The sequence below is a fragment of the Ruegeria sp. CDSA034 genome (assembly GCF_059612275.1).
Genome location: NZ_JBXWQH010000001.1, coordinates 199,826 through 213,610 on the forward strand (window position 1 = coordinate 199,826; position 13,785 = coordinate 213,610).

8 protein-coding genes and 1 tRNA gene are annotated in these 13,785 nt (G+C 56.0%); 8 read left to right on the top strand and 1 reads right to left on the bottom strand.

Features of this window, described 5'->3' with window-relative positions:
• Position 1: 1 nt before the first annotated feature.
• Positions 2-3,274 carry an STY4851/ECs_5259 family protein gene (locus AC2FLJ_RS00945; RefSeq protein WP_496704243.1) on the bottom strand — a complete coding sequence of 1,091 codons (3,273 nt, stop codon included), beginning with the start codon at positions 3,272-3,274 and terminating at the stop codon, positions 2-4.
• A gap of 515 nt (positions 3,275-3,789) precedes the next feature.
• Between AC2FLJ_RS00945 and AC2FLJ_RS00950 the strand changes: the two genes are divergently transcribed.
• The 8 genes from AC2FLJ_RS00950 to AC2FLJ_RS00985 all read left to right on the top strand — a co-directional run bounded on the left by AC2FLJ_RS00950 (position 3,790) and on the right by AC2FLJ_RS00985 (position 13,712).
• Positions 3,790-3,882: transfer RNA gene (locus AC2FLJ_RS00950), tRNA-OTHER, on the top strand.
• A gap of 604 nt (positions 3,883-4,486) precedes the next feature.
• Entirely contained in the window at positions 4,487-5,674 is a 1,188-nt protein-coding gene (locus AC2FLJ_RS00955) for a hydroxymethylglutaryl-CoA reductase (protein ID WP_496704244.1), read from the top strand.
• Entirely contained in the window at positions 5,671-6,582 is a 912-nt protein-coding gene (locus AC2FLJ_RS00960) for a UbiA family prenyltransferase (RefSeq protein ID WP_496704245.1), read from the top strand. The genes AC2FLJ_RS00955 and AC2FLJ_RS00960 overlap by 4 nt, the downstream gene beginning before the upstream one ends.
• Positions 6,579-9,035 (top strand): PEP/pyruvate-binding domain-containing protein, encoded by a 2,457-nt coding sequence (locus AC2FLJ_RS00965; RefSeq protein WP_496704246.1) that lies wholly within the window; start codon positions 6,579-6,581, stop codon positions 9,033-9,035. Before AC2FLJ_RS00960 ends, AC2FLJ_RS00965 begins: the two co-directional genes overlap by 4 nt.
• Positions 9,028-10,128 (top strand): BtaA family protein, encoded by a 1,101-nt coding sequence (locus AC2FLJ_RS00970; RefSeq protein ID WP_496704247.1) that lies wholly within the window; start codon positions 9,028-9,030, stop codon positions 10,126-10,128. Before AC2FLJ_RS00965 ends, AC2FLJ_RS00970 begins: the two co-directional genes overlap by 8 nt.
• The gene (locus tag AC2FLJ_RS00975) at positions 10,125-11,456 is read left to right on the top strand and encodes a hypothetical protein (protein WP_496695453.1); all 1,332 of its coding nucleotides are present in this window, start codon (positions 10,125-10,127) and stop codon (positions 11,454-11,456) included. Before AC2FLJ_RS00970 ends, AC2FLJ_RS00975 begins: the two co-directional genes overlap by 4 nt.
• A complete protein-coding gene (locus AC2FLJ_RS00980; RefSeq protein ID WP_496695451.1) occupies positions 11,453-12,298 on the top strand; it encodes a hypothetical protein in 846 nt (281 codons plus the stop codon). The genes AC2FLJ_RS00975 and AC2FLJ_RS00980 overlap by 4 nt, the downstream gene beginning before the upstream one ends.
• Entirely contained in the window at positions 12,291-13,712 is a 1,422-nt protein-coding gene (locus tag AC2FLJ_RS00985; protein ID WP_496704248.1) for an AMP-binding protein, read from the top strand. The genes AC2FLJ_RS00980 and AC2FLJ_RS00985 overlap by 8 nt, the downstream gene beginning before the upstream one ends.
• The last annotated feature ends 73 nt before the right edge of the window (positions 13,713-13,785 follow it).

Sequence of the window (13,785 nt, forward strand, 5' to 3'; positions counted from 1 at the left end):
TTCAGGCATCAATCTTCGCGCCTTGCATCATTTTCCATGCCATGGCGGCCGGCAGGGCTTGTTCGTAGATGCCACTGTCCAAGTAGCGCGCTTGCAGCAATTGAACCCTCTGACGAAGTGTTGGAGGGGGTCTTTGTCCGAACGCAATCTCCGCAACAAATAGAGGCGCCTCGATCAACCCTCGCAAGTCCTCATCAAAGCCGGAAAAACGCTGAGGAGACGACCGAACCAACAAATCAGGCAAAGTCATTCCGTATGTTCCGTGACGCCGGACGATTTCCGTGGCTAAATCATTCAACGCCTTTTCCGGGTTTCCGAAACTCGCCGGCAAGCTACCAAGCCAATCAGCGATTTCTCCAAAGCCGCACAGTCCGCCTCCCAGCAGGCCCAGCGCAACATGTCCGGCCAAATCAGGTCGCAGTCGCAGGATCTCTTTTAGTCGCATTGCCAGAGTTTCTCGCGCCTGAAAGTCCGCGCCTTCCGCCAAAGCAGGGATGGCGGCAAGCTGTTCAGAAACACTGGCAATATGAGCAACGAATGCAACTCCCCAATCTGCTGGGGATATGAAATCCCATCTCGGAGAACCATGAACTTCAAGCGACAGACGATCGAATAGGCTGTCAGATGCACATCGAAGTAGAAGCAAGACCGCCGATTGAGGCTGAGAATTCAACGCATGAATCGTATCAAGCACTGCCGGACTGATTCCCTGGCTCAGTAGCCAATCGATGGTAATCTCCAGAACCTGAAGATCCGCCTCAGCAGGTTTCACAAGCAGGGCTGAAAAGGCACCAATTCGATCTTCCCGCCTACGGCGTCCTGAAGCGGAAATCATTTCAGGAGACGCAAGCGGCCCGATGGTTTCGATTTCGGCACCATCTGCAGGACTCGAGAGCGGCGGCGGTGGGCGCAGGGGCACATTGCCAATTTTAGGAATGAGGAACCACCGCCCGGGACCCAATCTGGAAGACAGGTTCGAGTTTTCTGATGCAGTCAGCGCCTTCTGTCTTTTCGGCGCATCCAAATCAATGGCCGAAATCACAAGGTCTCCCTCAATCTCTTCGAGAGATCCGTCGTGCCTGACGAAAAGCCGATCTTTTTCCAGAGCTGTTTCCTGCAAGTATCTTCGAACAACCAGTCTTGGAGACTGCTCCACGCCACACAAGGCTCGAAGTCGCAATTCTGAATCTGGTGACCCAAGAGAAAGAAAACTTTCAACGGTATTGCGGAACCCGGATAACGGTGTCGTTGCCGGGACATCGAAAGCAATCCTTGCGCCTAAACCGGATGTGCTGCGGCCAAGAAAATTCATTCCAAGCGATGATCGCCCATTTCCGCTCGCAACAAACTTCCACTTTCGCAAAGTCTCGATCGTTATGGATTCGTTCTGATTCAGAATATCGCCATCGAGATTAGAAAAGTCCGAGCGCGCTCGCGGCAACACCAACCACCACTCGAGTGTTTCGCGCCGATCAGGTGAAGACAAAACAAGCCTAAGTCTTTCCTTTTGCCATGCCCCATCTGAAAGGGTGATTTTGGTTTCGCCAATATCGCGGATGCACACCGGATCACCCTCTTCGACCCTCAGAAGCCAGCCTGCCGGAAACTCAAAAAAAGAAACTGTGTTGTCACGCCCAACAGACACTCTACCAAGCTCCGGCACGATCCTGGCTGTGACCCGCGCACCTATTCCCCCATCTTCTTCAACAGCCACATCAAGAGTTCCCAAGAACGGCTGCGTCGGAACACGTCTTAGCCAGACGTGCGTTCCTCGAGGCCGGTATCTGACGGATCTTGGACTCGGAGCGTGGAACGAAAGGCCTGCCTTTCGGAACAAAAGGTTTGGCATCCCGCGATAAACAGGAAGACCACTATTGTCACGTATCATGGTGCTCAAAGGACCATAGGCAACCAACTCATCGCGATCGGTGTTGTCCGCCTTTGTCTCTATCGCAGCATTCCAGTCTCGACTGGAAATACGCCCTTTGCCTGAAACCCGCCAGAGCGTGCCCTCAAGAGCCCTGTCTTCCTCCACGGCTTCAATGCCTTCTCCATGGTTCAACGGGAGGCCATCGGGAACATGAACCCAAATGTGGTCATCCAGTGATTTGAGGTTCGCATTACCTGCATGCTCCAACCTGATGGGTATACCATCCTCACCGCTTTCGGCCATCAGCCAAAGACTCGGCATCTGATGCGTTTGTATCGCCGCGCCACCCGGCAATTCGACCTGATTGAGAAACTTCCCGTCAGCCATGGCTACAAACTCGAGCGGTGTATCCAATGGGTAGGAAAACTCAGCGCTTCGACGACCGCTGATCCGCTTGCAGGACCACTGTCGACGATCATCATCTGCCTCAACCGACAACATCAGATCTGGGCAGACCTCTGCCAGCTTTCCCATACCAGAAACGCGAAACCTTGTCTGGTTGGACGTTTCAAGCTGCAGCAGGTTAAGTGGCAGGCTCGAACTGTCAGCAATGGAAACATGACCAACCCAGCCACCTTGGCTCCCCTTCTTGAGCTGCCGAAGAATGGGTGCATTGACCCTACCGATCGAAATGCTTTGCGCCAGAGCTTGCGAAAGCAGGCTCCTGGCCGCGGTTTCGTCCAGCCTCAGAACGAGGTCGTTACGCCAGCCAGGGCGCGTGTTGTCCAGCCAATTCTCAATTCCATTCGTATCGAGACCATCGGGCGCCTGCTGACGCAGCCCTGAGATTTCTCGTGCAAACTCAACGAAAAGATCCAGAAACTCTTCGGTGCGATACCCCAAGGGCAGCTTCAAAGTGCGACGCGAAGCGAACGCCTTTGCCTCCTCGTGAGGACATCCCGCTCCAAAGCGGTCCAAATCTGAAACCAACCCAAGAAGTGCCTGGCGATACCCACCTTTCTGAGAGAGCAGATGAATAGGGATTCCTCCCTCGGCAGCCAGCGCCCTCAGGTATTGGATACCACCGCCGGTCTTGAAGGGAGGTGGACGGCGAAAATGCCGGAGGCCGACCTCAGTCATTCCCCGGAGTTCAGACTGATCGATCGAGACGCACAGGGCATCGGTCAGGAAATGCCAAGAAAACGCGCCGCCCTCGAACTCGCGCCTGTATTGTTCCGACGCCCAGAGAACAAATGAAGGAGCTGCACTTCTGTAGTGCCTGCCCCTCAAATCTCGCATCAAGGAAAGATGAAGCCGGTCAAACAGTGCTTCTGAAATCCGGTATCGATGCAGTGGGCGACCGTCAATTTCAATGTCTGCAAGCGCGGAAATACCAACATTCATTGCGAGATTTATACCTTAATAGGGGACAAAGCATTTCATCCCAAAATAGTCTTTACCACAAAGGAATACACGTTCAGAGAGCGTTTTCAATTAGAAAAACCTTTGTTTTTTCAGCGCTTGCGCGAGGAAATTGTCAAATGCCAAGAAGAAAAATCTGGGGTCAAAGATACATATTTTATGACGTGAGACACAACTCCATGTAAACCGGCCCCTCAGGGAAGCGAACGGCCACCTGGTCGGCTTCGGTTGCGCATCTTCCCCTCCTCTGAGAGGACCGCGTTCAAGCCCTTGGCATCGCCAGAAGTGAAGGGGCGGCAGACTTTTGGATCCAGCTCCTGCTCGACCTGATTGTCCAGAAACTCCGGGCTAAAACAGTAGACTTTTGGTATTCCGAGAAACGTGAAATCCCACCACCATTGAAAGGTTGCAGAACTATGCTGTTTTTCTATGCCAACCTATGCCGCGGACCATACCGATTTTGCTTTTGACAGAACCGCCCTGCCCCTTGTTTTACTGGAGTCAAACTCACTGACAATCTGGCAAAAACGGTCTCGAAAACCGTTGTGGGTGCAAGCCCACCCAGGGTTCGAATCCCTGTCTCTCCGCCACTGTCCCAAGACCGCCACATACCCTGGTCAACGGTGCGAAGCATCACTCACTATCGGTGTTCTTTTCGTCAAACAACAGAAGGGTCTGTGTTCAGAAATACCAAATCAGCTTTTTTCAGTTTCAGCAAATATATCTGCACAGGTGAGCGAGCTTCTTCCTGCAGCCTCTATTCGGCCACACCGGACATTCGATCATTCCTATATTACGCAGGGCGGCAGCAAATCCTAATTGTCTCTCTATCAACACTTCAAGCAGCTAAACTTTTGAATGGATTACATCCAAGTTTTGGGCTCTTGCTGATATGCTCGCAAGAGTGTTCGGCTCTCACGATCTGTGCTTGTTTTGGCAATAGATACGCTTATCGAACAGAAAGAACTATCAAACGCAACATATACGAGACCCTTTCGGATCAAATACTTGATAAAAGAAAATTTGGCTGGTCATTAGTCGATCTATTAGTAACTTGCATACGCATCAGATTGTGATTGTAATCGCTTATTGCGGAAAATCTATTGGAGTGCACTCTTGATAATTCCGTTTCATGTTCGGGAAATGCTTCAACGCATCAGGGCACGATTTGACGCTGATCAGATACCGAAACAGATGGCACCCAATAATGCCGAGTTTTCAACACTGCGCCCGTCCCGCAAGCCTACACAAGAGATGGTCGCGCGTTTTTGGGAGCAGCTGAAACCCACGGCCAGCGACGAGGATCAAGCGCAAATCGCTGATCCGGAAACGGTAGAAGCTGCCGAAACCTATGGCACCAATATTGAGAACTTTATCGGCACGGTTAAGCTTCCTGTCGGGGTCATTGGACCCTTACGCTTGAACGGAATGAACGCAAACGGCGATTTTCATATCCCCCTTGCAACTACCGAGGCAGCGCTGGTCGCGTCTTACGCCCGTGGCGCTTATGCCGCCACCCGGTCGGGCGGTGTCAGTACAGCTGTTTTGTACGAAGGTGTTCTGCGGACACCAGCGTTTGTTTTCGAGAGCCTTCTTAAGGCCGGGCAATTTGTGGATTGGGTTGTGACAAATGTCGACATACTCAAATCTGCGGCCGAAGCGACGACCCGTCATGGCAAGCTTGTATCGCTGGAGCCTTTCATTGATACAAACGTCGTTTTTTTGATTTGCCGCTACACCACAGGTGATGCAGCGGGTCAGAATATGGTGACCATCGCCACCGACGCCTTGTGCCACGCAATCGCGGATAGCTGCCCTGTCGCGATTGAGAACTGGTATGTCGAAGGTAATTTTTCGGGGGATAAAAAGGCTTCGGCGTTGGGGCTGGTGACGGGGCGCGGGCGTAAGGTCAGCGCCTCGGTCACGCTTCCGGCTGAGGTTGTCAAAAAGACGCTTGGAACGACGGTCGAGGCGATGCTTGACTATGGCCGGGTCGCCAATCTGGGGGCGCTTTTGTCCGGCCAATTTGGGGCGCAGGCGCACTATGCCAACGGGCTGGCGGCATTCTACATTGCAACCGGACAGGACGCGGCCTGCGTTGCCGAAAGCGCGATGGGAATCACGCGAATGGAACCAAGGGGCGACGATCTTTTCTGTTCGGTTACACTTCCGAACATCTTGGTTGGCTCGGTCGGCGGGGGCACTGGATTGCCCAGCCAGGCAGCAGCGCTGAACATACTCGGCCTACGGGGCAGCGGGTGTGGCACAGCTTTGGCTGAAGTGGCCGCGGCCACGTGCCTATGTGGTGAAATCTCCATCGTCGCCGCGATTGCTGCGGGCCATTTCACCCGCGCCCATGAAAGTCTGGCCCGCCACAGATGAGCATTCAGAACCGATTCTGGATTTATCAATCCGAGCGTTTTCCACTGAAGAAAACCGTCCCTCTGTTGCTGGTGTTTTCCTCGGCCAGTATCTGCGTGTCCGCCCGTCTGGCAGACCGCCCCCTGCCCGAATGGCCCGCCTTTGCCGCCGGCTTTGTGTTGGCCATGGCGTTGTTCTTCCAGATGCGGGTCTGTGACGAGTTTAAGGACGCTGAAGACGACCGGCGCTACCGGCCCGAAAGGCCGATCCCACGCGGATTAGTCTCAACCGGTGAAGTTCTAAGCCTGGGTTTACTGATCATTCCACTGGCATTTGCGGCTGCCTGGTTCTGGTACCCGTCGGTTTTGTGGCTGTTGGGCGCGGTTTGGATCTGGCTCGCGGCGATGACGGTCGAATTCGGTGTCCCGGCCTGGCTGAAGGCGCGGCCGGTTTTGTACCTGCTAAGCCATATGGCGATCATGCCCTTGATTGATCTGTTGCTGACCGGCCTCGAATGGCTGCCGGCAGGCGGGGCGGCGCCCTCTCTGTGGCTGTTCCTGGCGTTGTCCTTTGTGAATGGCTGCGTCCTTGAGATCGGGCGCAAACTGTGGGCTCCTGAAAACGAGATTACCGGTGTCGACACCTATTCCGCCCTATGGGGTCCGCGTCCGGCGGGGCGTATCTGGATCGGCTGCGTCCTGCTGTCCTACGCGCTTCTTGTCGCAACGGGCAGCGCCACAGGCGTTGGCTGGCCAAGTGCCCTGATCGGCGCGCTGGCGCTGGTTCCCTGCGGGGCTGCCGCAATCCGCTATAGTCAGTCACCAACTGAGAAAGCCCAGAACAGGATGGACACTGTTTCCGGCCTGTGGGTGTTCTTCTGCTATGCCACGGCTGGTTTCCTGCCCTTCTTGTTCGGAGCCGCTGTATGACTTTCATCGTCGCCCAAACGGATGCCAATGATGTCTCGGTTGTCGGAGGCAAAGCGGCGGCACTGTCGCATCTGACGCGGCACGGTTTTTCCCCGCCCAGGTTCTTTGTCATCACCAATTACGCATTTCGCATGGGGCAGTCCGGGCCCATCGGGAAAAAGGGCCTGCGATCGGCTGTGACCGCCGCGCTTAAAACGCTCGGGCCCGGGCCTTACGCGGTGCGCAGCTCTGGCCGGTCCGAAGATGGCGTGGACCACAGTCACGCGGGACAGTTCGAAACAGTCCTGAACGTTCCGGGCAAAAGTGTGATCGCGGCGGCCAAGCAGGTTTGGCAATCCGGTTTCTCGGCAACGGTCGAAACCTACCGGGCGGTCAAATCCGGCGGCCAAGCCGAGGCTCCTGCGATCATCGTACAATGCATGGTCGATGCAAAGACGGCCGGTGTCGCCTTTTCCGCCGATCCGGTCAGTGGTCGGCGCAATGTGGTCGTGATCTCGGCCATTGAAGGCCTTGCAGACCAGCTTGTGTCAGGTGAAGCGGACGGAGAGGACTGGATCATTGGCGCAGATGGCACACCGGAAAGCGCACCAAACACCCCAACACATTTGAACGTGAACGAGGCGCAATCCATCGCGGCCCTTGCCCAAAAGGCCGAAGCTCTGTTCGGATCACCTCAGGACATCGAATGGGCCATTGATGCGCAAGGGCTACATATTTTGCAGGCACGACCGATTACCACGGCCTTACGTCCTGAGCCGCTCGAAGACCAGACACTTACTATTTTCGACAACTCCAATATCGTAGAAAGCTATCCGGGCATCGTCAGCCCGCTGACCTATTCTTTTGCTCTGCATGTTTATTCTCAGGTGTATCGCGCTTTCGTCAGGTTGCTGGGCGTTTCCCGGCACACGGTTGCCCGGAACCCAACTGTTTTTGACAATTTGCTGGGGCGCGTGGATGGGCGTGCCTATTACAATCTGATCAACTGGTATCGCGCGCTGGCGCTGTTGCCAGGGTTTTCGATGAACCGCGACTATATGGAAACGATGATGGGCGTTTCTGAACCGATGCCGCGTGAGGTCACGGATGCTCTTGCTCCGCCCCCCACCACTGGTTGGACCAGGGTCGTGGAATACGCGAAACTCGCCAAGGTTGCGGGCGGTCTGATCTGGCAGGCTGTCCGGCTGCCGCAGACCCGGCGCAATTTTTATCATAGGCTGAACGACATATTGCTGGCGGGGCTCGATGTGAACACGTCCAACGCGACCGAACTGGCGGCCGAGTACAGGCGCATCGAAAGCACCTTGCTGGATCGCTGGGACGCCCCGCTGATCAACGATTTTCTATGCATGATTGCCTTTGGCGGCTCGCGCAACCTGCTACAAAAGTGGCTGGGTGAGGACGGGTTGACCCTGCACAATGACCTCATGATCGGGCAAGGCGATATCGTTTCAGCGGAACCCGCTCAGCGCATTGCCCAAATGGGAAAGTTGGTTAGGCAGGCAGGTCTTGCCGCAACTTTGAAAGCCAATGCAGAGCTGTCAGTTTTGTCCGGGCACCGGCAAATCGAAGCCGAGGTTGATGCGTATCTTGAGAAATTCGGCGACCGGTGCACCGAAGAGCTCAAGCTGGAAAGCGTTCCGCTGCGCGACGACCCAACCAGCCTTTTGCTGGCGATTGCAGCCAGCGCCGAGCGTCCCCCGTCTGGGCGTCAGGAAGGCGCTGAACCGGACTGGCAAGCTCTGTTTCCAGCAACCCCCCTCAAACGGCAGTCGGCCAAATGGATTCTTGGCTGGACCAAGGCGCGTGTGCGCGACCGCGAAAACCTGCGTTTTGAACGCACGCGAATCTTTGGTTATGCACGACGTGTGTTTTTGGGCATCGGCCGGGAATTCGCCGCCCACGATCTGCTTTCATCACCAAAGGATGTTTTTTTCCTGACAACACATGAGGTTCTCGGAGCAGTCGAAGGCTATAGCCTGTCACCTGATCTGAAAGGCATCGTTGCGCGGCGCAAACAAGAGGATGAAGCCTCATCCCGACGCCCCGACCCGCCGGAACGCATCGAAATCCGTGGTCCCGCCATCGCGCCTATCTGGTCCGACAACGCGGAACTCGAGGTGGACACGGCACGGGCGAAGCACGGCACGGGCTGTTCCGCAGGACAGATCAAAGCGCGTGCGCGTGTGATCCGTGATCCACGCACCGAGGCCCTGGACCCCGGAGATATACTGGTGGCGCGCCACACCGACCCGGGCTGGATCGCCGTATTCTCAAACGCATCGGCAATCGTCGTCGAACGGGGATCTCTGTTGTCACATTCGGCCATTGTGGCGCGTGAACTTGGTATCCCCTGCGTGGTTGGCCTGAAAGGCGCCACGCACTGGATCGAAGATGGCGAGATGATCTCGGTCGACGGGGCAAGCGGCGCGGTGGAGCGGTGCGATGGGTAGCAGTGAGATTGAGGATAAAGCGGATTTCGACTATGTCCGCTATGCCCAACTGTGGGAGGACGCAGATGTCCTGACTTCTGCACTAGGCGATTGTGCGGGCAAAACATTGGTGTCCATCTGCTCGGCCGGAGACAATGCGCTGGCTATGCTGACACTCGATCCCGTGCGCGTCGTGGTTCTGGACCTGTCACCGGCACAGATCGCCTGCCTCAAACTCAGAATCGCGGCCTATCAGCGGCTGACTCATTCCGAATTCATCGAACTTACTGGCTCGCGCCCAAGTACCCGACGGGATGCATTGCTGGGCCGGGTTTTGGATGCCACAGATGCCGACACGCGCGCCTTCTGGGAGGCTCTGACTCCGGAGGTCGAAAAATACGGTATTGGGGGCGTCGGCAAATTTGAACGCTATTTTCGCGTCTTTCGGACCCGGCTTTTGCCGCTGGTGCATTCACGCCGAACCATCGACGAAGTGTTCACTCCACGCAGCCCAGAAGCACGGAAAACCTTTTTCGACACGCGGTTCAACACATTCCGTTGGCGTCTTCTGCTGAACATCTTCTTTTCTCGCTTCGTCATGGGGCGCATGGGCCGGGACAGCGCATTTTTCGATCATGTCGAAGGCAGCCCGGCCCAACATGTCGCCCGCCGCATCCGTCATGGGGGGGTCGCCACCGATCCCTCGCAAAATCCCTATCTGCATTGGATACTCAAGGGCGACCACGGTGACGCGCTACCATTGGCATGGCGTCCCGAACATTATGAGACCATCCGATCCCGGCTGGATCGTTTGGACATCCGCCTCGGGTCGCTGGAGGCTTTTGTGTCGGCCGGTGAGAAAGCCAGCGGGTTCAACCTTTCCGACATTTTCGAGTACATGTCGCTCGAAACCTTCCGACAGGTTTACGGTGCCATCCTAACCGCCGCAGAGCCACACGCCCGACTGGTCTATTGGAACATGATGGCACCCCGGCGGGTTCCGCCGGAATACAGGGATCAGATAGACACCCTGACCGATATCGAAACGCAGCAGAAAGCCCGTGACATGGCATTCTTCTATTCGGATTTCGTCGTTGAAGAGGTGCAGCCGTGACCGTTCCTGGGCAGGTTCTGCTGGCGGCGGGGTCCGTATTGGCTCTTGTCGGAGTAATGATGGTCATCCGAAATCTGGCCAACACGGCGGGCTTGAGCGCCGAAGTGCAGCGCAAGCTGATGCATGTCAGTACGGGCCTCTTTGCGTTGCTACTGCCCTGGCTCTTTCCCGATCGCTGGCCGGTTTACATGCTGATCGCAGCCACAATGCTGGTGATGCTTGTGCTGCGCCTACCGCGTTTTTCATCGGGTCTTGGCGCGACCCTACACGGGGTGGAACGCACATCCTACGGAGACTTTCTACTCGCCTTATCCGTTGGGCTTTGCTTCTTGCTGGCGGGCGAAAACACGTTGTTCTACTTGCTGCCAATCGCAGTTCTGACACTCGCTGATGCCGCCGCGGCGCTTGCCGGGACCGCGTATGGAACCAAACGCTACGTGGTGGAAGATGGCGACAAGAGCTTAGAAGGGTCAGTGGTGTTTTTTGTCGTAACGCTATTGGTTGCGATCATCTGCTTCTTATTCTTGTCGAAACTCCCGCCATCTAACGTCATGATGTTGTGTCTTATGGTTGCGGCCTTTGGCACATTGGTCGAGGCGCAAAGTTGGCGGGGGTTTGATAACTTGTTCCTGCCGCTTGGCTTGCTAATTTTTCTGAACGGCCACTATCACAGCTCTTTGGCAGAGCTCGCCCTGTTGGCTGCCATGTTTTTTGCCGCCCTTGCCAGTTTCGGCGTGGTGGGAACCAAGCTGGGCCTGACCAAGCATACGACCCGTGTGTATGTTGTCGCGGTTTTTTTGCTGCTTGCGGCCGCTAAACTGCAGAACACAGTACTGCCGATTATGGTTCTTGCCGCACATGGCTGGGCGCGCACCGCTTCTCCTTGTGACAGTAAGTACCCCGATCTGGATATCGTAGCCGCCTTAGGGTTTTTGGGATTCGGTTGGCTTGCGGCAGGAAATGCAACGGGATGGGATGCGATTTCTTTTTTTGGGCTCAGTGCGATGGGGTTGGCTATGGGGCTCACTGCTGTGGCGCTGTGTGCCAATCCTATTGCGATACCGTTTGCTGCGGCTTTCCTGTTCATAATTCGGACTTGGGCTGTTTCCCAGAATTCTGAACAGTCGAACTGGGCTGAGCCGCTGACGGCTCTGACCCTGCTCTCACTGCTGTGCACAGTTGCGGTTCCATTGGCCCGGCCACACTGGTTCGGAAAAGACCGGGTTCTTAGGTTGACGCTGTTGGCCCTCGCCCTGCCCTTGCTCTCCTATGTTTGGGTCGTTGCTGGATCGCTTGGAGCGCGGTTCTTTGCCGGAGTGGTTTCATGACCAAAGAGACCATCAAAACGGCTGATGCTAAGCTGACCGTGTATCTGAACGGCCCAAACTGGGACGGCGTTCCCGCCGCAACCTTCGGTGATTTTTCCTGCAAAACCCCCGAGGCCGGCGCCGAAATCCTGCAAAAGGGGACGCTGCTGGTCATAGACGCGGGCCTCGACCGGATCATCGGGCCGATGTCTGGCGATACCTGGCACAGTTACCGGTTTGTCTCGCGCAGCGACGGGTCTGCTCCGTTCCTGATGGAACCCACCAACAAACCTCATGAGCCCAAGGTGTTCCGGTCGGCAGGATTTACAGAGATCAGCCGGTACTTCTCGGCCCGAGTCCCACTGCAGGCCGCCGCCCGGTCGGCACCGCCGGAAACCGAAGGGTTCGTGGTGGAAGAGTGGGATGGAGCAGATCCCGAGGCCCTGTTCCGCCAGGTATTCGAACTTTCAACCCGAGCATTCTCTAAGAACGCATTCTACAAGCCGATATCCGAGGCGGATTTTCTGGCCATGTATATGCCGGTTGTGCCAATGATGAAGCGCGAGTTGATCCTGTTTGCGCGCCGCCGCGACGGGTCATTAGCCGGGTTTCTGTTCGGCATTCCCAACTTTGCCGAAGGCCCCGATCCGACATCCGCAATCCTTAAGACCTATGCGAGTCTCGAACCCGGCGCCGGGCGGCATCTGGCACACAGGTTCCACAAGACGGCATTCAGCATGGGGTACGACACCGCCATTCATGCGCTGATCCATGATGACAACAGCTCGGCCGACCGCAGTGCCGCGGAAGGTTCAACGATTTTCCGGCGATATTCCCTGCTTGGGCGGAAGCTGAATGGCTGACCTGCTCGCCCATTTTTCGGCTGCGGTTGAACGGTTTCCGGACAGGACCGCAATAGTGGACGGCAAGGGCCGCCAGATTAGTTTTCAAACCCTGCACACGCGGGTTCAGCACTTGGCAGGTAGGTGGCAGGACAAGGGTATCCAAACAGGTGATCGTGTTCTTTTGGCCATGCCTGTCGATGCGGACCTTTATGCAAGTCTAGCCGCCCTATGGTCCCTTGGCGCCACTGTTGTCTTGCCGGAACCGGCCATGGGGTTGGCCGGTCTGCGTCATGCCGCCCGGACCACGAATCCAAAAGCGTTCTGTGCAGCGGGCGCGTATTCTTTGCTAAAATTTCTGATTCCGAACCTTTGGTCCCTACCTCTGCTGAAGCCGGGGGAAAGTCGCTGCGATCCGGTGGTCCATGAGGTTCGACCGGAGGATATCGCCCTTATTTCTTTCACCTCCGGGACGACGGGCCAGCCGAAAGCCATTCCCCGCTCGCATGCATTTCTGATGGCGCAGCACGATGCCATCGCGCCCCTCCTCGCCAGCAACAATGCCGAGCGCGATCTGGTGGCCTTTCCGGTGTTCACACTGATCAATCTGGTGGCTGGGCGCACAAGTGTTCTCCCGAACTGGAAGTTGAGCAAGCTGGACCGCTTGTCGCCGGAACAGTTGGACAGCTGGATCCATGTGCAGCAAATCACCCGAACCCTCATCCCGCCGTCGCTGTGTGAAAAACTTGCCCAATCCGGCGACACCGGTCCGTTGCACACGGTGTTCACGGGCGGTGGCCCGGTGTTTCCGGACCTGGTGGAGACGTTGAGAGACCGGTACAAGCTTTCGGTTGTTTGCGTCTACGGATCGACCGAGGCTGAACCGATTGCCCATCTCGACGTCAGGGACATCTCGGAGGAGGATTACCGTCGGATGTCCGGTGGCGATGGGCTTCTCGTCGGATATCCAGTGCCTGAGATCACGCTCCGTATTTGCGACAATGAAATTCAGGTCGCTGGGGCGCATGTGAACAACGGTTATCTTGATCCGGCCCAATCAGCGGATAACAAAATTAAAGAAGGTGGCGTCATTTGGCACCGAACCGGTGATGCTGGCACATTGGACGAACACGGACGATTGTGGTTGTGGGGGCGGATGGGGTCCGAAATTGAAGTGCACTCGGGTTCACTTTTTCCCTTCGCAATCGAAGTCGCGGCAAGGCAATGGTCGGGTGTAGAACACTGCGCACTAATAAATACGAATGAAGGCCCGGCTCTTTGCGTTCAAGGGTTACCTGGTCAAGTTGAGGCTTGGAGTAGTTGTGCGCTTGGCTTTGGTGTCCCCAAGGTGATTTCAATTGACAAAATCCCCATGGACAAGCGTCACGCCTCCAAAGTTGATCGCGCGAAACTTGAACGCATCTTGGGTTATTGATGAAAAATGGGCCGAAACCGCACCGTTTTTAGTTGGTCGGGAAATTCAAGCCTGAGTGTCCGCGCTCGCAATG

What these genes read in the sequence shown, in the direction of transcription:
- AC2FLJ_RS00980 (WP_496695451.1), top strand. Translation starts at nt 11,453, where the DNA reads ATGACCAAAGAGACCATCAAAACGGCTGATGCTAAGCTGACCGTGTAT.
- AC2FLJ_RS00945 (WP_496704243.1), bottom strand. Translation starts at nt 3,274, where the DNA reads ATGAATGTTGGTATTTCCGCGCTTGCAGACATTGAAATTGACGGTCGC.
- AC2FLJ_RS00985 (WP_496704248.1), top strand. Translation starts at nt 12,291, where the DNA reads ATGGCTGACCTGCTCGCCCATTTTTCGGCTGCGGTTGAACGGTTTCCG.
- AC2FLJ_RS00960 (WP_496704245.1), top strand. Translation starts at nt 5,671, where the DNA reads ATGAGCATTCAGAACCGATTCTGGATTTATCAATCCGAGCGTTTTCCA.
- AC2FLJ_RS00970 (WP_496704247.1), top strand. Translation starts at nt 9,028, where the DNA reads ATGGGTAGCAGTGAGATTGAGGATAAAGCGGATTTCGACTATGTCCGC.
- AC2FLJ_RS00965 (WP_496704246.1), top strand. Translation starts at nt 6,579, where the DNA reads ATGACTTTCATCGTCGCCCAAACGGATGCCAATGATGTCTCGGTTGTC.
- AC2FLJ_RS00955 (WP_496704244.1), top strand. Translation starts at nt 4,487, where the DNA reads ATGGCACCCAATAATGCCGAGTTTTCAACACTGCGCCCGTCCCGCAAG.